The organism is Niastella koreensis GR20-10 (assembly GCF_000246855.1).
GTDB classification, from domain to species: domain Bacteria; phylum Bacteroidota; class Bacteroidia; order Chitinophagales; family Chitinophagaceae; genus Niastella; species Niastella koreensis.
The window spans coordinates 2,878,208-2,898,431 of record NC_016609.1 but is presented as its reverse complement, the minus strand read 5'-3'; the positions used below and the strand labels follow the sequence as shown (position 1 = coordinate 2,898,431).

Here is a 20,224-nt window from a genome sequence, read left to right as displayed (position 1 = left end):
AAAAAACAACTCATGAACAAATTAACAATTACCGTAAGCATACTTTTTATAGTGGCGCTTGGAGCAACAGCGTGTAAAAAAGAAGGCGCGTTGACTGCAACCGGTGATGAAACCGGATATATGGTGCCGCAGGGAACACACGCCTACGACACCACCATTCTGAATTTGTACAATAAATACGGGGCCTATTTTTTATACCGGTTTACCGATAAAGACACTTATTGGACGCCAACCGGCTGGAAGAATTCCGTCATGGATACTACCGGTATGTGGAGTACGGGTTACCTGATGACCACTGCCGATACCAATTATGTCGACAGGCAACTGGCGTTGATAAAAAAGTTATGGCTTTCTTATTACAGCGATGCCTTTCTTACCAAATTCCTGCCTGCTAAAATAATGCTGTGCGCATCGCTCGATTCGGTGTATACTTCTTATTTATTCAACCCCACCCGGTATGTTAAAACAACAAAAAGCGTGGGGGCCTGGTACAACTATGATAACATCTGTGTGAACTATGGCAGTATGGCCATCAACAGTATGACAAGCAGTGATTCAACCAGGTTCCTGGCAAAGGCCAACCTGATATTTATGCAAAATATTGCCGGCCGCAATCTTTCTGCACCCACCAATGCTTTTTCCTCTATTCCCACATATGCCGCCACATTTAGCAGCCAGGCGCTGGCCTATGCGCAGGGGATTATAACTATTTATTACAATACACGTTCGCCCCAGCTCGACTGGAATGCCTATATCGAGGCCATGGTTACCCGTTCAGAAACCAGCCTGAACAAGAGCACGGCAAATACCGATATGACGTACCAGGGCATTTTAAATGTCACCAAAGATTCGGCTGGAAAGATCAGGCAGCGGTACAACCTTATTCGCAATTACTTTATCACTAATTACGGCGTTGACCTGCAGGCGATAGGAAATGCTGCAGACAAGTAACCGGATACCACAAAACTTATTAACAACCTATATTCATGAAACAGGCATTATTTGCCGCCTTATTGCTCTGGTGGGGCAATATGGCGGCCCAGAACAGGCGTATCAGTTTTGACAGTACGAGCCTCGAAAGCACGATCGAAAAAGCAAAAAGCGAAAACCGGCTGATCTTTGTTGACTGTTACACCAGCTGGTGCGGCCCCTGCAAGGAAATGAGCAAACATGTTTTTACCCAGGATAGCGTGGCTGACTTTTTCAATGCGCATTTTGTAAATCTAAAGCTCGATATGGAAAAGGGCGAAGGCCCGGCCGTGAAAAACGAATTTCATGTAGAAGCATATCCCACTTATTTACTGCTCAACAGCAATCGCAAGCTCATCTACCGCTTTGTGGGCGGTATGCCTGCCGATACGTTCATGGCCCGGATCAAAAAAGGCATGGACACATTGAACCGCGTGGCCATCCTGAACGAGCGGTATAACAGTGGCGAACGTACCAAAGGCCTGTTACAGGAATACATAAAAATAAAGATCGAAGGCATGGAGTTATCGGTAGGCGAACAGGTAGCCGCTGCATATTTCGATATGCTTACTCCGAAGGAAAAATTGTTGCCGGAGAACTGGTTCCTGTTTGGCGAGAACCGGTATTCCCTGTACCTGTCGAACGTGCACAGCCGCACCTTCATGTATATGGCCAACCACTGGCGCGAATTTGCCCGGTCAAATGGCCGCGAAGCAGTGGAAAACAAAATGCGTCATATGTACCAGCGGATCGCAGAATATTGTTTAAACGGCTGGTATTTTAAAGACAGGCTCAGGAACCCCATCCCTTACGATAAAAAAGAATTCGACCGCTACCAGGCCCAGATAAAAAGCACCGATTTTGCCGACAAGGCGCAGCTGCTGACGCTGATAGATATGGCACAGGCGGCCGCGGTAAAAGACACCGCAAAGGTGACGGCTTTGATGAAAGCGAACATCGGCGATTTTTCAGGAGAAAATCAACATATAGCATTTGCTTATATCGGTATGTTCAGATCTGCACAGATCAGGCAGGATCCGCAGGTTAGGCAGATCATCGACAAAATCATTCAAAGCAACAGGAACGAAAACCTGGTGCGGTTTGCCAAAAGCTTATAATCATTATAAAAGGTAAGAGCCTTATGACTTATTTGAAAAGAAGCCGCTGCTTCTTACTGGCCATGCTATGGTTGCCGGGATTGGTAGAAGCCCAGCACGCAAACTATGCGGCCGCCGAAAAGTATGATGTGCCCGGCTTGCGTGATAAAGTAGGTACGCTTACCGTATTACCTTTCTTTTTCCGGAACAACGACCGGTTCTGGTTCATCTATGAAGATAAGAACGGCAGGAATTATTATTATGTTGATCCTGCAACCAGGAAAAAGCAATTGCTGTACGACAGGAAAGCGATTGAAACCGCTTTGTTCAAACTCAGAAAGGAGAACATCGATACTGCGCTTATCAGTTATAATGCACCCTTTGAGCTCAGTGGCAAACAACAAACCGTTCGCATCTCCTATAAAAAGCAGTCCTATGCCTGGAATTTTTATACCCATCAACTGGCGCCAGACAGTAAGGAGGAAGGTAAACCTGTTTATCCCAAAGGAATAACCGGAATGGCATCGCCCGATAAAAAATGGCAATTGATCTCCCGCGCGCACAACCTGTACCTGCAACAGGTAGGCGATACAATTGAAACCACCCTAAGCCGGGATGCAGCGCGGTATTATTCCTTTGGTGTAAATGAAGATGATACCAGTGCAAGCCGTTCCATACCGGCCGATGCCGTTTGGCTGGCAGACAGCAGGCGGTTTTACCTGGTGCGGGAAGATAACAGGAAAGTAGGAACACTTTCAGTAGTGAATTCCCTTGCCTGGCCGCGGCCCCGGCTGGAAACTTATAAGTACCAGCTGCCGGGCGACAAAGACGTGACCCAGTTTGAATTGTTTGCAGGTGATGTAACCACCGGAAAACTGGTGAAGATTAAAACCGATAAATGGAAAGACCAGGAACTGGAAGTGGTGAAAACAAAGGTCATGTCGGATGAGATCTACTTTCTGCGCAAAAAACGCACCCGCGACGAAATAGAGCTGTGTGCCGGGAATATGAAAACGGGTGACGTGCGGGTGATCGTTCGCGAAACAAGCAAACCGTATCTCAATGAAGACCTCTTCAATGTACAGGTGATCAATAATGGGAAAGATATCGTATGGTGGAGCGACCGCACGGGATGGGGCCAGTACTATCGCTATGGCAATGATGGTACCCTGAAGAATGCCATCACCCGGGGCAGCTGGACGGCGGGCCGCATCCTGTATATTGATACGCCCGGCAATGTGTTTTACATGTATGGCTATGGTAAAGAGGCAGGCCGAAACCCTTACTATGCACATGTATATAAAGTTCCACTGGATGGAAGCAAGGATGAGCTGCTGACGCCGGAGAATGCAACGCATGCGGTTTATTTTTCACCATCCGGTCATTATATCGTTGATAATTTCTCCACCATCAATACCCCGCCACGAACAATGCTGCGCGACAATAACGGCAGGCTGATAATGGAAGTGGCCCAACCAAATTTGGAGAAATTATACGCGTATGGCTGGCGTCCGCCCGAACCGTTTATGGTAAAAGCTGCCGATAGCGTTACCGATCTGTATGGCATTATGTGGAAGCCATTTGATTTTGACAGCACTAAAAAATATCCGGTGATCTCCCAGGTATACCCTGGTCCGCAAATTGAGACCGTGTGGCCCGACTTTACCATTTTCGACAAATACAACAATGCGCCGCTGGCGCAAACAGGTTGTATTGTAGTTTGTATGGGGCACCGCGGCGGATCGCCCTATCGCGAAAAGCAATACGCCGCTTTCCAATATGGCAACCTGCGCGATGCGCCGCTGGCCGATGATAAGTATGGACTGGAACAACTGGGGCAACGGTATCCGTTTATCGACATCAACCGCGTGGGAATCTTTGGTCACTCGGGCGGCGCCATGATGGCTGTGGCGGCTATTTGCACCTATCCTGGTTTTTATAAAGTGGCCGTTGCCTCCTCAGGCAACCATGATAACAACATCTATAACCGAACCTGGGGCGAAACCTTTCAGGGCGTTACAGAAAAAACCGATACGCTGACCGGTGGCAAAACAGTTACCTCGTTCCCGTTTAAAACGCCCATCAATCAAACATTGGCTAAAAACCTGCAGGGACATTTGTTACTGGTTACGGGCGAAACCGACGCCAACGTACACCCCGGGAATACTTATCGCATGGCCGATGCGCTGATCAATGCCGGCAAAGATTTCGATATGCTGGTGCTGCCCGGGCAATCGCACCATTACGAAGGCGTATATAAAACCTTTTTTGAAAAAAAGCTCCGCAGCTATTTCGCAAAATATTTAATAGAAAATAATGATACACCTGTTGAAAAGTAAAAAGAAAAGTATAGCCCTGAAAAAAACCATTATCCGCTTACTTGCGTTCACCTTGCTGACAACAACCGCCGTTGCCCAACAACGGCAACCCGAATCACCAGCCCCCGCGCCTGCGCCTGGTAACGGAGCAGCCCAGCAACCACCGGCCATGCCAAAAGCAGGCCCCAAACCCTATAAGGATGTAATAACAGCCAAAGCCGTGACCACAAAGGGATTGTTTATTGTGCACCGGGTAGAGGACAAATTGTATTTTGAAATTCCCGATAGCCTGTTCAACCGCGACCTGCTTATCATCAGCCGCCTGGCAAAAGCCGGCGCCGATATGCGGTCTGAGACTTCCATGGCAGGGTATGCCGGCGATATCCTCAATCAGTCTGTTATCCGGTTTGAAAAAGGGCCCAATAACAAGGTCTTCATCCGGGAACTTTCATTCAACGAACGGTCAAAGGATTCAGCCAGTGACATGTACAGGGCCGTTATGAACTCAAACATCCAGCCCATCAGCCTGGCATTGGATATCCGCGCCGCCCGCAAAGATTCATTGACCGGCGTACAGCATACGGTAGTAGAACTAACGGATATTGTCAATGGTGATAACGACCTGTTTTTCTGGGGTGGGGTAAAAGGCAAATTAAATATTGGCGGGTATCAACCCGATAAGTCCTACCTGGTATATGTACGGTCTTACCCCATCAATACCGAAATCAGAACGGTAAAAACCTACACCAAGCAGGGCGCACCTGCACAAAACATGTTTAACGGAGTGCTCACCACTAATACACCTGCCGCCAAACAGGTAACCGTTGAATTGAACACCAGTATTGTGATGTTGCCGCAAATACCTATGCAACCCCGTTATTCCGATGACCGCGTAGGATATTTCTCTACTTCATATATCGATTTTGACGCCAACCCGCAGGGGGTGAAAAGAATATTCTTTGCAGAACGCTGGCGGCTGACCCCGAAAAAGGAAGACCTGGAAAAATATAACCGCGGCGAACTGGTTGAACCTGAAAAACCGATTGTGATCTACATCGATCCGGAAACACCCGCCAAATGGGTGCCATACCTGATACAGGGTATCAACGACTGGCAGGTTGCCTTTGAAAAGGCCGGGTTTAAAAATGCCATCATCGGAAAAATAGCGCCCACTGCCGAAGAAGATTCCACCTGGAGCCTTGAAGATGCCCGGCATTCCGCCATTGTATATAAACCTTCGGCCGTGCCAAATGCCAGTGGTCCGCATATTGTAGACCCCCGCACAGGCGAGGTGATAGAAACCCATATCAACTGGTACCACAATGTAATGAAGCTGGTGCACGACTGGTATTTTGTGCAAACGGCCGCCGTGGATACTGCCGCCCGGAAAATGCATTTCAGCGATGCCCTGATGGGGCAACTGATCCGTTTTGTGTCTTCTCACGAGGTTGGTCATACCCTGGGACTGATGCACAATTTCGGCAGCAGTTCTGCTACGCCGGTAGAAAAACTGCGCGATAAAAAATGGGTGGAAGCGAACGGACATACGGCTTCCATTATGGATTATGCACGCTTTAATTATGTGGCGCAACCCGAAGACAGTATAACCGAAGCCGGGTTATTTCCACGAATTGGCGACTACGATAAATGGGCTATAGAGTGGGGGTACCGGCTGGTGCCGGGTGCAAAAGATGCAGCAGCCGAGGTGCCGGTGCTGAATAAATGGACCATTGCCCATGCAAACGATAAACGTTACTGGTTTGGCAACGAGAGCGACCAGGAAGATCCCCGCAGCCAGAATGAAGACCTGGGCGACAATGCCATGAAGGCCGGGGAATATGGTATAAAGAACCTGAAACGCATTATGGCGCACCTGGTTGAGTGGACCAAAGAAGAGAACGAAGGCTATGAGAACCTGCAGGCCATGCATGTACAGGTATATCAACAGTACAGCCGGTATGTGGGCCATGTGCTGAAGAACATTGGTGGCCGTTACGAAACATTAAAGACCGTTGAACAGGCCGGACAGGTTTACGAACCGGTGCCTGCCGACATACAGGCCGAAGCCATGCGCTTTATACAACAGCAGGTATTTGCCACACCCAACTGGCTGCTTGATAAAAAGATATTGACCCTCACCGGCAGTTACCCGATGGATATCATAAATACCCTGCAGGATAATACGTTCAACAGATTGATCAGCTCCCAGAATTTCACCAAGCTCCTCAATAACCAGTTGGTATTCGGTAAAACCTATTCGCTTACCGATCTGTTCGCCGACCTGGAGAAGGGAGTTTGGGGTGAGCTGGATACCAGAACACCTGTTGACCTGTACCGCCGCAACCTGCAAAGGCTGTATGTAGAAAGAATGACCTTTTATTTAACGCCTGCCGCTGCAACCATACCAATAAAACGGTCAGAATACACCGCCATTATCCGGGCGCACCTGGTTAAGCTGCGGGCCAAAATGCAGGCAGCATTGCCTGCCATGCAGGATACCGTTACCAGGTATCATTTGCAGGATATGATCTCCAAGATCGATAATACGCTCGCTGTAAAACAATGACAGCATAATATTGTTCCTTGAAAAACCCTTTAAAGCCTTGCCATGCAGGGCTTTATTTTTTATCTTGTATGGAGAATTCCTCATTTATCGGGTTATCCGGGCAAATAAAGAATCACTCATGAGATCAACAGCAGGCTTACTGGCAGCAATCGTATGTTTTTGTTTGTTATGTTCTTTCGAAACTCCTCCCAAGGTTGTCAATATCGTAAATTTTATCCGGCTGCTTGAACCGAGAGATGCCGCCATCACACAGGATGTGCTGTATCAGACCGTGGTAAAGCAGGTGGTGATCATGAAAAAATACAGGCTGGGCGGCACCTTTCTGCTGCAATATGATGCGTTGATGGACAGCAGGTATCAAAATTTGTTGAAAGCCTTGCCAAGGGATTCCTTTGAGATCGGAGGGTGGTGGGAGATCCCACAGCCGTTGGTGGAGAAGGCGGGGATGAAATGGCGGGGCAGATATCCCTGGGACTGGCGTGCCAATATCGGGTTTTCCACGGGCTATACGCCTGCAGAGCGCGAAAAGCTGATAGACGTGTACATGGCAGATTTCAAAAAGATCTTTGGTTATTACCCAAAGACAATGGGCTCCTGGTTTATCGATGCCCATAGCCTCAATTATATGTATACGAAGTATCATATTGTGGCGTCCTGTAACTGTAAGGACCAATATGGTACAGATGGGTATACCTTATGGGGCGGCTACTGGAACCAGGCTTATTATCCCAGTAAGAATAATTCCTATATGCCTGCGCAGCATGCGGAGCAGCAGACACCGGTACCCATTTTCAGAATGCTGGGCAGTGATCCGGTGAGGCAGTATGATAACAGTCTGGGCTCGTCAAGGCAGGGTGTTGTTACATTGGAGCCCGTGTATAAGTTTGGAGGCGGCGATTCAACCTGGGTAAACTGGTTCTTCGATGCTTTCGTTGCCGATCCATCATTAGGGTTTAATTACACACAGGCTGGGCAGGAGAATTCCTTTACCTGGAGTGGCATGGCCAAGGGTTTTGAGATGCAGATGCCGTTGATAGCCAAACTGCGCGACGAGCATAAGCTGCGGGTAGAAACGATGGAGACATCAGGAAAATGGTTCAGATCACATTATCCGGTTACGCCGGTGACCAGCTTTTCGGTTGCGAAAGACATACCAGACAGTGATTTGAAAACGGTTTGGTTCAACAGCCGTTATTACCGGACGAATATACTTTGGGAAAAGGGAACCGTACGTATACGTGATATACATATATTCAACGAGAAGATGCCTTCTGTATATGAACAAACGCCCGTGACGGAAAATGAGTGTACATTCTTTACGCTGCCGTTTGTAGATGGCTATATCTGGAGCAGGCAGAATCAGCTGGCCGGGATGCGACTATACGGTATGGTGGATGGAAAAAAAGTACTGCTGGAAGGCGGGACGCCCGTGTTTAAGCCATCGGGGGTTGCCAGCCTGCATATCAGCTGGCCGTTGAAGACGGTGAAGGGCAGTGTGGAGATGGAGCTGACAGAAAAGAAAATGAATGTAATGGTAGCGGGTAACGGCAAACTGAACTGGTGGTTGGAACTGACCACCGCACCAGGAGCTAAGTTGCCCTTTGAAGCCATCCGGGCACAACAGGTGGAGTGTGGGTTTGAGGGAATGAAGTATAATGTGCAGGCGGAAAAGGGAACATTCTCGAAACCGGCTGATGGAGCGGTATTGCGCATAGCGGCAGTGAATAATATAATTACATTGGCATTTTAGGGGACCAACCCAGCGATTTCCGTTTAATGATCTGCCTGCTCAAGCCCAAATTTTATTGCGTTCTCAAGTACATTAAGGTTGATGTCTTTTAAAGCTTTGAACCTAATGCAATACCCGGTCACTTTCGCCTTGCCAATTTTTTCACCATAGGTTTGGACTAAATAAGCCTTATCTTTTATGCCAAGGATATAGACAGAGATTCCGGTTGTATTGGCGCTTATTCCAATTCGAAAAAACTCCCTGGTTTTTCCATCACTATATTTCATTGTTTGAATTCCATAACCGATCGTAGGATTGGTAACAGTTTTATTTTCTTCGTTTTTACCATCGTCGAACCATAATTTACATCCTGGTGATACCTGCAGCGTGAGCTGGTGCAACGCCTGCATATCACTGCGTTTTGGCTCAGGCTGGCTGGCAATATATTTTTTAATCAGTTCCTGCACGTTCATATAAAATAATTGAATCAAAAATTGCGTTAAGCCTGCCTCCCAGGCCGTAATTATTATTTCAGGTCCTTATCTGTCAGGATTTGATTTGCCTTTTCTGCGTACAGGCTTTTTCTCCATGATCTTACCATGCTCGTCTATCCACCGGATCAACTGCCCGTTATGAAAATAGTACCTGTTTCCTTTTCTTTCTACTATGTGGCCGCTCATCGGTTTATCATATTTATAACAGGATGCAAAGAAAGGGTAATGATATTTTACCAGCCATATAAGGCATTTCTTTAAAGATAAGCTTCTTTTTTTTTACTTAGAAAGGAGGATTTTTGTTCTGTCCTGCACTTAATAACGGCTTCGATTATCTCCATGTAAAAAATTAATAAGCGTGTAGTTTTGGGGGATAGACGTGTTGATTTGGCCGATAAACGTGTAATAAGGATAGGAATACCGATGCCACTAAGGATGAAGTTTTTTCTATAGCCGGTGGTGCATAGTGTTTATATGCTTAAATGCATTATTTTAGCCGCCAAATTTGACCCCCTCTCTGTATGAGACAAACAATCCGGCTCCTGGTCATCCTTGCATTGGTTTATAGTTCGAATGCTCAGGCTCAAAATGATTCACTATTTCTTGATCTGGGAAGAATTAAACTGAGGAAGGAATTTACTCAAGCTACTACGATAAAAGGCAGCGACCTGGAAAGAATGCCGTTCACCAATCTTACCGAAGCAATCAATAGCTGGTTAATGGGCACTCTGACCACAAAAAACACCGTATTATATGTTGTAGATGGCAATCTGTTAAATGACATAAATGCTTATAGTGTTTACGATATTGAAGAAGTGACACTTATACAAAACGCAATGGCGCAGGTAAGTGGAGCTATCCAGCAACAGCAACTGGTGTTGGTTACTACCAAAAGAAAAACTTCGCACAAAGCAGGTATCTGTTCAGCCGGACAGTTGTTTGGAACAGGCAGAGAAGCTGCCTCCGGAGCACATGACCCCAAATTCTCTGTTAACCTGTATCACCAGTATTACTTATCGCTCTATCAAAACCGGCAACGCCTGCAATATGGCATTTCGCTCAATTACCTGCGCGATGTATATCCCCAGGCAAAAAATGATGAATCCGCGTATAACCCACCGCTTCACATTGACCGTTTTCGTGTACAGGCATATCTTACAACACAGCTCGGCAACCATAATACAATGCAGCTGAATATTGGGTACGCACCTCAACGCATGGCAGAAAAAGTATCAACTAATGATCCCCGGGAAAAAACAGCATATACATACACTAACCGGCAACCGTTATTCATGCCCTCATTGCGATTACACTCCGTTATTTTGAAAAACCTGAATAACGATTTGTCTGTTGCTTATGTGCCGGGTGTTGGTAGCACGCAGGAGTCGCTACAGGGCTTTTACCTATACGGCACTGACAGTTTTAAGGTCCGGAACAATATTAATTCAAAAGACAGGTTACAACAACTGGTTATCAGGGATCACCTGAGTTATATCAAAAATCTTGGGGCATGGAACCTGGAGCCATCGCTGGATATAATGTATAAGAAACTGAAAAAGAAAAATGAAACGAATAGCTATAGCGTTAATGACAATCAGTCGGGCATAAATCCTGTGCAAACCTCAACTTCTTTTACCAGCTACGGGCCCGTTAAAATATACCTGCTTACCCCTTCACTGACCCTGTTTTACAGGAACATATTTAATGTGCAGGCCGGGTGGTTGCAAAACCTGTCGCACCGTTATAGCGATAAAATGAAGCGCACATTTCCATTTGTATCCACTTCGCTGGATGTGCTAAGAACATTCGTTCCTGCAGCCAAAGCAAGTGTTAAATTATTTGCCTCTTATGCCACTGGCGGCGATTTTGCGGATATACAGGATACACTGAAGGACTTTGTTCCTGTTAATCAACCGGTCAATGCCGCATTCCCCTATTATGGTACGGCATACGATTCCGCATGGCATATGATGACCGCCGGGGCTGTATTCCATGCCTGGAACAACCGGTTAATGATCAACTATTCTTTTGAAAGAAGGCATTTTAACACAGCAATGGAATTAAATCTGCCACCAAATTATACGAGGGTGTATATGCCGGAGTGCCGGTCCTACACGCACCGGTTGGGTGTACAGGTTAAGATCATAGAAACGTTGCAGGCGCAATGGTTAAGCGGTATTAACGCTACCCATATGAAAAATGAGATCTATGCGCCCTTTTTGATCCCGGGTGCTGCAGTCAAAACTACTGCCTGGTCGGGTGGGTGGGTCAACCGTTTGCGTTATAAAGCCATTCTACTGGGTTGTGATATATTATACTACCCGGATGCCATGTTGATGTCCCGTACTTCTTCCAACATTACTATGAATAAAACCAACGCATGGCTACTGCAGAATCTGTATGGCGGCTATCAATGGCAGCGGGGAAAATTAAAGGGGCTGGAAGTATATGCAGCTACCCGTAACCTGGCACAAAGCGATAAATACGATCTTTCAGACGGTCGCAGGTATTACGGTATAGGTTTTAAAATGTGCCTGAATAAGGAATAACCCTGTAAACCCTTCGATTTACAGGGCGTTTTTAATATTACTTTATAATTAAAGATCTTCTCTGATAACTATAGTCTTGGTCCATTTGTCGTGCCATGGATTACAGGCAGGAGTTAAAGCGCTCAATGCATTGAGTGGTATTGCCCGGATAAATGCCCGTGCAAAAGCTGTTTTAATGGAAATTGGACTGCTGTCCAGACTGCAGCTTATTTACCATCCATATTTATATCTTTTTTCGCATTAATGACATCCTCCACAGATGCTGAATCATTTTGTTTTTCTTTCGCTTCCTTTATCCTATCAAGAGATTTGATAATGTAAGGTGTCAGTCCATCAGTTTTATATTTAATAGCCATCTCTCGTAAGACTGCAATGCCCTGTTGTGTTGTAGTGGGGTCCTTAACACTATTCATCATGGAAGTAAACTCTGACAGCAAGCTAACTTTTTCCTGCAATGTGCCAGCGGTATACCGTCTATACAGGTATGGCCAATCTTTTACATCGGCTTTTTTTGCGTACAAATGAAAAATAACTTCAGTTAATTCACCTGCGTTATCATTTTCAAATTTTCGCGCGGTCTTCAGCGCTTTATCTTCATCGATCTGGGCTATACCAAATATTGCTGCAGCTTGAACTGTATATGATTCACTTTTTAATGCCGCATCAAACAGGGGCAGGTACCGCGGTTCCCTGTACCTGGCCAGAATAAGCAAGGCGGCAGATCTGGCCTGGTTATTCCTTTCATTTTGAGCCAACGCAGCCAATGTTGGCTCCGCTTTTGTTTTCATCAGCGAATCACTCAGATCAAGCGCCATAATCGCCTTTTTGCGCAAACCCGGGAACGGATCATTCAATGCTGCGAAAATAATACGTTGGGCAATACTATCCTTTTGGTTCTTCTGTGCGGCCTCCAATGCTTCAAAACGATCGAGGTACAACGGCGCATGAAAATACTGGTAGGCATTTACTGCCAGCGGTTTGATATCGGTTTTCTGGCAAACCAAGACTTTGTCGGCATCAACATTTACAAGATCAGGTTCAATCTCGGAATGAAACTTCAAGGTGTCATTTTTATTCCTGATCCAAACCTTATGGCGAACTTTTTTGCCACCGCTATAAATGTCAACAGCGAGGGGTAGCTTAAAGATCTGGCCGTCCTGTTCCTGTGCTACATAAACTGTTGCTGTTTTCGATATACTGTCCCATTGATAATTGAGCTTAAGTACCGGGTGACCCGCGCCGAAATACCATTGATTGAAGAACCAATTCAGGTCTGATCCACTCGCTTCTTCCATTGCTAATCTCAACTGCGTGGCTTCTGCATTTTTAAATGCATTTGTCGTCAGATAAAGATGCAACCCTTTATAAAATGCCTCATTTCCAAGATAATTGCGGAGCATATTGAGTATCCTGCCGCCTTTTTGGTAGGTAACCCCATTAAACATGTCAGCAGGGACCTTATAATTATAATTAACGAGCGCCTTGCCGAAATTGCGTTTGTTTCTCAGATATTCCTGTAAGCCTTTATACAGATGTTCACCGGCTACATCCTTACCATATTTATATTCCAGCCAAATGATCTCGCCAAAATCCGCAAATGACTCGTTCATGGTCAGGTTAGCCCAGTTTTTTGCCGTTACATAATCGCCAAACCATTGATGAAATAATTCGTGCGGAATGGTTGCATTATAATCCTGATCGGCCAGTTCACGATAACTCGTCTGATATGGGTTGCCAAATACAGTAGCAGTTGTATTCTCCATAGCTACGCTTATATAATCGCTTACCGCAATTGCCGCCTCCTTATTCCACGGGAAATCAACGCCCAGCGTTTTTGAAAAAAATTCCATGGCCTCGGGGGTTTGTCCGAAAATCTGTTTGGCATAAGGCGCATATTTCGGATCTAGATAATAGCTCACTTCTTTACCCCGCCAATGATCATGGTAGATTTTGAAATCGCCCACTGCCATCATAAAAAGATAAGGGGCATTGGGCAGCGCCATCTTCCAGGTGTCGGTACGGGTACCGTTTGGGTTGTTTTTTTGTGAAACAAGCTTACCGTTTGATAAAGTCACATATTTGGATGGAACGGTCATATTGATCTCCGAGGTCGTTTTCTGATCAGGTTTATCGATTGTGGGAAACCAGCCTGATGAGCTTTCAGGCTCGCCTTCTGTCCATATTTGTGTTGGTTTGTCTTTCTCTTCTCCTTGCGGATTGATGAAGTAAATCCCTTTTTCGTTTTTCCTTATCCCTTTTCGTTCGTTTGGTTTGGCAGTATAATCTATATGAACAGTGTAACTTTCATTAGCATGGTATACTCTGTCTAAATGGATATTGATAGCCAGGTTATCGTAAGTGAATGTTAATGGCACCATGCTGCTTCCTTTAATTACACACACTTTATGAATATCCATTCCCTTTGCATCCAGCCTTAAAGAATCGGTGGGGTAACAATGCGGTTTTATAGTTATCCCTTCTTTGCCATACACATAACATTTTTTGTAATCAAAACTGATATCCAGTTTAGTATGAACAAGGTCATTTATTATTTCCGCATTAAAAGCCTGCGCCCTGGCGCCGTGCCGGCAGCATAAAAGTATAAAGCAGTAAAAGAATGTATTTAAAACTATTGTTTTTATCATGATTTTGTGATTTAAAAAGCGCAGGCGCGAGATAGTTATTTTTGAAAATAATAAAAAGATACTTTCTGAAAGGGTGTATTTTATATAAACAATTTGCGGCTAATACGCTTTTAGCTTTCAAATTTTTACCTAAACTTGTAGACAGAACCTTATATTTTCCAAAAATTATTGTAGAAAAGACAGCGATGGTAGTTGCCTTAGCGATAGCCATACTTTAATCTTTACAGGTCTCGTCATTCCCCCGCTATTCCCTTTAAAATACTCAACATGAAACGTATCCTCGTTACAGGTGGAGCAGGATTCATTGGCAGTAATCTTATAAAGAAATTACTTTCAACCGGATGTTACCATATTACCTGCCTTGATAATTTCGACAACTTTTACGCCCGCGAACAAAAAGAATTAAATATTAATAACTTTTTCAATGATGCCTGTTTCGAATTTATAGAGGATGATATAAGGAACGTTCATAAGCATGCCTCATTGGATAATATCGATGTCATCATTCACCTGGCAGCGAAAGCAGGAGTGCGCCCAAGCATCCAGGAGCCCGAGCTGTACCAGAACGTAAATATAGGCGGCACACAGGCTTTATTGGAATTTGCAAGGAAAAGAAACATAAAACAATTTCTTTTTGCATCTTCCAGCAGTGTGTATGGCGTCAGTCCTAATGTGCCATGGAATGAGAATGACCGGATGTTGCCAATAAGCCCTTACGCCTGTTCAAAATATGCTTCTGAAATGTTTGGCTATACCTACAGCCACTTATATAAGATCAGGTTCATTGCACTGCGTTTCTTTACCGTGTATGGCCCCGCACAACGCCCCGACCTGGCTATTCATAAATTCTTCAATTGTATTCATCAAAAAAAGCCCATTACGATATTTGGCAACGGTGATACAGCAAGAGACTATACCTATATCGACGATATTGTACAGGGAATTATTGCAGCCATAGATTATGACGCATCCGATTTTGAGGTGTTCAACCTGGGCAATCATCGAACTGTTTCATTAAATAACCTTATCCGCAATATTGAACAGATCTGCGGCTCCAGGGCCATTCTGCAATACTACCCTGAACAACCGGGCGATGTTCCATTAACGTATGCAGATATAGGAAAAGCTGTCAGTTTGCTGAATTACAAGCCTTCAACCGACTTACTATCGGGTCTTGGCAATTTTTACAACTGGTATACAAAGAACCATCAATTGCTGAGGGTAGGAGAGACCTATAAAATTTCTTAACTATTATACCGTTGCTCCTGTATCATACAGGAGCAACGATCAAATTGTGCTTTTGCAGGATCCGGAACATTGTATCCTCATATACCTCTCTATCCATATTTATATTTGAACCCAAACTGTGTATCACTTTGTGAAGATCCGGAGCGGTAAGCGGTTTAACATAGGTAGGCAGGTTACCATAAAAATCCAGTTCATTGGTCCCCTTTTCTTCTAACAACCGTTCATTGTTTAGTATAGATAGGTCCCCCAGTCTGTCGCCATTAAATTCCTTGCAAACACTGGTAAATGGAAGGAAATGTTCAGCCACCTGGTTCACCTTATAATTCGAAGCCTCTACAGTACTGCGGATCTTTTCGAGAGCAGGAAAGTTGTCCTGGCAGATTATCTGAATACCCGTTTCGCAAAACTCATAGTGTGATGAGTAGAGTGAGGTCCAGCCGCTATCCAGGGAGTTTATAAAACTCATTAATCTGTCGCTTATAATGTAAAAATCAGATTCAACATGAACGATCTTTTTGAAATTGTATTTTTCAGCTATTTTAACTGACCAGGTAAAACTTCTCCACCAGCCGGGATAATCTTCAATAGAAGGGCGCCCCAGGTGTTTCCCGAAAGTAATGATGTTTATTTTCTTTGAAAGTTGAGCCGGCAGTCCCTCTTTCGCCAAAAAAACATCAACAATAGCTGATTCTTCAATTGCCAGGTCCAAACTGCCGTCGTCAATTATAAAAATAAAATCAACGCCCAGCTTTGCCATCAATTTTGAGTAATAACTGATCCACTTCCTATAGCGTAACGGATGGCAGTTCATGATATTCTTATCTATATAGGACGTACAAAACAAAAAGCTGCTCATGGTTTATTTTTTACTTTAAGTTATACCTTTTTTCCCAATTATCATATTTCCATTACCGTTATTAATTTAATTCAGTATGACTACAAGTACAGATATCAGCCCTTCCTTACAGGAATTTAAAAATCTGATGCAGACAATCACAATTTCTATAAACGACCTGGAAAGCAAGCTTGGGTCCTATGGCGCATTTCGCCGGAACAACAGCAGTTTGCTGACTGAATTAAATGAGCAGGACTATTTATATAGAATGGATCTCATCTCTGAATATTACAATATAGACAGAAAGGAACTTGAACCGTTAATAGAACTACAGGGTGCAGAAAGAACAGCTGCTTGTAAAGAAAAGGGCGTTAACGGTTTTTTTATTCGCACTTTATTTGATTATAACAGGTATATGCAGTGCTACATGCTGCACAATTTCCTACTCAGACGATTTCAGTTTAAAGGCAAACATCTGTTGGATTTTGGATGCCTTATAGCCGATTATGGATTTTATTTTGGTATGCTGCAAATGAAAATAACCTTATGTGATCTCAGGGATCATGTAGCGTTTGCCAGCTATAGGTTATCCAGGGCAAACATCGATCATGTTAATATGTATGCGCCGGCTAACTATTCAGCAATAACCAAAGGCCAGGACATTGCTGTTTTTGGTGAAGTGCTCGAACATTTGACTGACCCCTATCTGCTGCTGGAAAGTTGTGTTAATAATAACGTACAGTACATATTTACAACCATGTATCCTTACGGAGATGATTACTATTTCGGTGTTCCCGGCCATACCCAGGAAGCAAAAGAGCAGGCGCCTGCGTGTATGGAATTGTTAAGAAAGCATTACCAGGAATTCAACTTATTTAAAAAAACAACGGTCTGGATGAAAAAAGGGGCGTATTAATTCAACAACTGCAAAAGTAAATAACGTTATATGTTCGATATTTTCAGTGACACCAAAATATATGTTATGGCCCCCTCCGGCAGAATGGCCGGCGGCATAGAATCATTGCATCAGGCTGCACATAACCTGAGGCGTTTGGGTTTAGATGCCAAAATGATACTCTATCCGGATGTTTCCAATCCCACTATACCTGACCCATACCGGAAATACGAGCCGGTAACAACCGATATAATAGAAGATCATGCGCACAATATTGTGATCATTCCCGAAACATTTATTGATCCTTTGCTCGATCAGTTTAAAAATATAAGAAAAATCATCTGGTGGTTAAGTACCGAAAATTTTGTCGTAAAGGTAAGGGCCGGACACCCTGGTTTGGAGTGGATCAGGGAGCGTCCGTTTTTTAACCTGGTGCAAAGCGCGCATACCAGGAATTTCCTGCTCACCCAAAACGTAGCTGTACATGGTTACTTATCGGGTCATATAAATTCCATATTCCTTAATGAATATGGAAAGGAAATTAAAAAAACAAGCAACAACATCATCTACAATCCCAAAAAAGGGATTGAATTTACCACCAGGATCATTGCTGCAATGCCCCGGTCGGTTTGGACGCCTATAGACAATATGACGCCGCTTCAAATAAAAGAAGTACTGGCAGCCAGTAAAGTGTATGTTGATTTTGGCAACCATCCCGGAAGAGACCGGCTGCCCAGAGAAGCAACGATGATGAAATGTTGCATAATAACCGGCAGAAGGGGAACGGCGGCAATTTATGAAGACCTTCCTATTCCTGCTGAATTCAAATTTGATGAAGCCACAACAGATATAAAATGGATCGTTGATAAAATAGAAACCTGTATCAATGATTATGATAATCAGATAGAACGTTTCTATACATTTCACGAAACAGTAAGAAAGGAAGAAGAGAGGCAGATAATGGACCTGAAAAAACTATTTGTAAAACAGGAAAGTAAAATAGTGGCATAAACAGCATGTATGTTTGAAAGATCAATCTATAGAATTTTCGACTATTGCTGGCATGAGCCCCACCAGTTTGAGCTGGTCAATTCGTTGCAGGGATATTGCCAGTTTGATTACTGCCTTAATTGGAGAAAACATTGGGACACGGCAAAGCGCCCGGTGCCACCTGGATTGCAATTCGTACCTCACTACGAACATGGGTTATATGATTTTGCCCTATTCCATATTGACCAGCGCATCTGTACAGATGCCCAACAGCTAAAAATATATACAGAACTCAACGATCACATCGATGACATACCAAAAATTGTAATCAACCATGGCTCACCTGTTTTTCCGGAAGCATTTGAACAGCATAAGATTGCAGACTTCGTAAGATCCATTACAGGCGGCAATACAATGGTAGTAAATTCATATGCGGCAGCCTCCGGCAAAGAGTGGGGGTTCGGCAAGCCGATCATCCCGGGGTTGGATCCTGCAGACTGGTACGACCATCCAAAAGAATTGCGTGCTTTTACCGCAATACCAGTGGAAGGCCTGGATGCTTATTATAACAGAAAATGTTTAAAAGAAGCCGGCGAGTTATTGTTTTACCATTATGGCATACTGCTATATGCGGCAAATTACAATGCCCCTTCATTTAATTCATTCAATGACTACAGGAACTATTTGGGTAGCTCCCTGATTTATATCGACACGTCTACAAGAACACCAATGAATACAGCGCGTACGGAGGCATTCCTTTCAGGATGTTGCGTTGTTCAGGTAGAAGGAGCGCATGACCTGGAGAAATGGGCTAAAGATGGTGAAAATATAATCCTGGTGCCTGACGATCCGCCGAAAATTTCAGCAGTAATTGCAGAGCTGTTAGGCAACAGGTACGAAGAAGCGTTGCAAATAGGGCAAAATGGAAAAAAAATGGCAACCGAATTATTCAACCGGGAAAGGTACAGGAATGACTGGTTAGCTCTTTTTAAAAATCTTAAATCCTGATCATACATGAGCCGTATCGGAATTCTTCCGTTTTCACATTTCGTTGGGGCCGACAAAGTAGTAGGCTCGTCATTTTTACGGGCTGAAGGTATTGCCAACAACGCAGCCGACTTTGAAATATGGAAGCAGGGAAAAAAATATGACGGCCTGATCTTTCAGAAGGTTTACTGGAAGGAAATGATGCAGCTGTTCAAAGGACCAAAAATTCTTGACCTATGCGATCCTGACTGGTTGAATGGGAGCGTTAATATTATTGAAATTGGAAATCTGGCAGATGCCATCACCTGTTCAAGCGAAGCGTTAACAGCTATGGTAAAAAAAATGTTTCGCAGAAAGATCGTTATTCATATACCGGACCGCCTGGATTTCAATAGCTATCCGGCGCCCAAAATTCAGCATAATGAGTTGGTGAAAAATGTGGTCTGGTTTGGATTTATCAAGAATGCCTATGAAACGTTAAACCAGTTTGCAGCTATAATAAAAGAATATAACCTGAAGTTGACAATCATTGCAGACCAGCCTTATTCACAACCGGATGCAATTTATCAATTGCAACCAACATACATTCCCTATAACCGGCAAACGGTCTATACCTTGTTAAAAGACCATGATGTAGTATTGAATCCCCGGTCGGCCAAGGTGTCCTTTAAGTACAAATCGAATAATAAAAGTGTAATAAGCTGGAAACTTGGTTTGCCTGTAGCCGAAACAGCCGACCAGTTGAGAAAACTATTTATGTTACATGAGCGGATCAACGAGGCAAATAAAAAACAGCTGCTGGTTACCCAACAATACAATATTTCCCGTTCCATTGCTCAATACCGGTCTATCATTGAAGAGATCAACAGAGTAAAACCCATTAATTGTTATTCTTTATAATT

15 protein-coding genes are annotated in these 20,224 nt (G+C 44.2%); 11 read left to right on the top strand and 4 right to left on the bottom strand.

Annotated elements, in window-relative coordinates; genetic code table 11:
• Nucleotides 1-12 precede the first annotated feature (12 nt).
• From NIAKO_RS11655 to NIAKO_RS11635, 5 genes are all read left to right on the top strand, one after another.
• On the top strand, nucleotides 13-951 hold the full coding sequence (locus NIAKO_RS11655) for a hypothetical protein (RefSeq protein ID WP_014218617.1): 939 nt from the start codon (nucleotides 13-15) through the stop codon (nucleotides 949-951).
• Nucleotides 952-986: 35 nt separating this feature from the next.
• Nucleotides 987-2,087, top strand: a complete 1,101-nt coding sequence (locus NIAKO_RS36640) for a thioredoxin family protein (RefSeq protein ID WP_014218616.1) — start codon at nucleotides 987-989, stop codon at nucleotides 2,085-2,087.
• A 23-nt stretch (nucleotides 2,088-2,110) separates the two neighbouring features.
• Complete coding sequence (locus NIAKO_RS11645; RefSeq protein ID WP_014218615.1) at nucleotides 2,111-4,405, top strand: S9 family peptidase; 2,295 nt, start codon at nucleotides 2,111-2,113, stop codon at nucleotides 4,403-4,405.
• Entirely contained in the window at nucleotides 4,383-6,950 is a 2,568-nt protein-coding gene (locus tag NIAKO_RS11640) for a zinc-dependent metalloprotease (protein WP_014218614.1), read from the top strand. Before NIAKO_RS11645 ends, NIAKO_RS11640 begins: the two co-directional genes overlap by 23 nt.
• Nucleotides 6,951-7,068: 118 nt before the next feature.
• A complete protein-coding gene (locus NIAKO_RS11635) occupies nucleotides 7,069-8,700 on the top strand; it encodes a hypothetical protein (protein WP_014218613.1) in 1,632 nt (543 codons plus the stop codon).
• Nucleotides 8,701-8,723: 23 nt separating this feature from the next.
• On the opposite strand, the gene NIAKO_RS11630 is transcribed toward NIAKO_RS11635, so the two are convergent.
• Entirely contained in the window at nucleotides 8,724-9,152 is a 429-nt protein-coding gene (locus tag NIAKO_RS11630) for a DUF1801 domain-containing protein (RefSeq protein WP_014218612.1), read from the bottom strand.
• 66 nt (nucleotides 9,153-9,218) lie between these two features.
• A complete protein-coding gene (locus tag NIAKO_RS38460; protein ID WP_014218611.1) occupies nucleotides 9,219-9,359 on the bottom strand; it encodes a hypothetical protein in 141 nt (46 codons plus the stop codon).
• 335 nt (nucleotides 9,360-9,694) lie between these two features.
• Between NIAKO_RS38460 and NIAKO_RS11625 the strand changes: the two genes are divergently transcribed.
• A complete protein-coding gene (locus tag NIAKO_RS11625; protein ID WP_014218610.1) occupies nucleotides 9,695-11,722 on the top strand; it encodes a TonB-dependent receptor in 2,028 nt (675 codons plus the stop codon).
• A gap of 206 nt (nucleotides 11,723-11,928) precedes the next feature.
• Here the strand turns inward: NIAKO_RS11625 and NIAKO_RS11620 are convergent, their stop codons facing one another.
• Complete coding sequence (locus tag NIAKO_RS11620) at nucleotides 11,929-14,367, bottom strand: M1 family metallopeptidase (protein ID WP_014218609.1); 2,439 nt, start codon at nucleotides 14,365-14,367, stop codon at nucleotides 11,929-11,931.
• A 267-nt stretch (nucleotides 14,368-14,634) separates the two neighbouring features.
• Between NIAKO_RS11620 and NIAKO_RS11615 the strand changes: the two genes are divergently transcribed.
• On the top strand, nucleotides 14,635-15,615 hold the full coding sequence (locus NIAKO_RS11615) for an NAD-dependent epimerase/dehydratase family protein (protein ID WP_014218608.1): 981 nt from the start codon (nucleotides 14,635-14,637) through the stop codon (nucleotides 15,613-15,615).
• Nucleotides 15,616-15,637: 22 nt separating this feature from the next.
• Here NIAKO_RS11615 and NIAKO_RS11610 read toward each other — a convergent pair whose 3' ends face one another.
• Nucleotides 15,638-16,471, bottom strand: a complete 834-nt coding sequence (locus tag NIAKO_RS11610; protein ID WP_014218607.1) for a hypothetical protein — start codon at nucleotides 16,469-16,471, stop codon at nucleotides 15,638-15,640.
• 76 nt (nucleotides 16,472-16,547) lie between these two features.
• Here NIAKO_RS11610 and NIAKO_RS11605 point away from each other — a divergent pair, with 76 nt between their 5' ends.
• Genes NIAKO_RS11605 through NIAKO_RS11590 form a run of 4 tightly spaced genes read left to right on the top strand, consistent with a single transcriptional unit; the run spans nucleotide 16,548 to nucleotide 20,222 of the window.
• On the top strand, nucleotides 16,548-17,366 hold the full coding sequence (locus NIAKO_RS11605; protein ID WP_014218606.1) for a class I SAM-dependent methyltransferase: 819 nt from the start codon (nucleotides 16,548-16,550) through the stop codon (nucleotides 17,364-17,366).
• Nucleotides 17,367-17,396: 30 nt separating this feature from the next.
• Entirely contained in the window at nucleotides 17,397-18,356 is a 960-nt protein-coding gene (locus NIAKO_RS11600; protein WP_014218605.1) for a hypothetical protein, read from the top strand.
• A gap of 9 nt (nucleotides 18,357-18,365) precedes the next feature.
• Nucleotides 18,366-19,343 (top strand): glycosyltransferase, encoded by a 978-nt coding sequence (locus tag NIAKO_RS11595; RefSeq protein WP_014218604.1) that lies wholly within the window; start codon nucleotides 18,366-18,368, stop codon nucleotides 19,341-19,343.
• Between the two features lie 6 nt (nucleotides 19,344-19,349).
• A complete protein-coding gene (locus NIAKO_RS11590) occupies nucleotides 19,350-20,222 on the top strand; it encodes a hypothetical protein (protein ID WP_014218603.1) in 873 nt (290 codons plus the stop codon).
• Nucleotides 20,223-20,224: the final 2 nt, after the last annotated feature.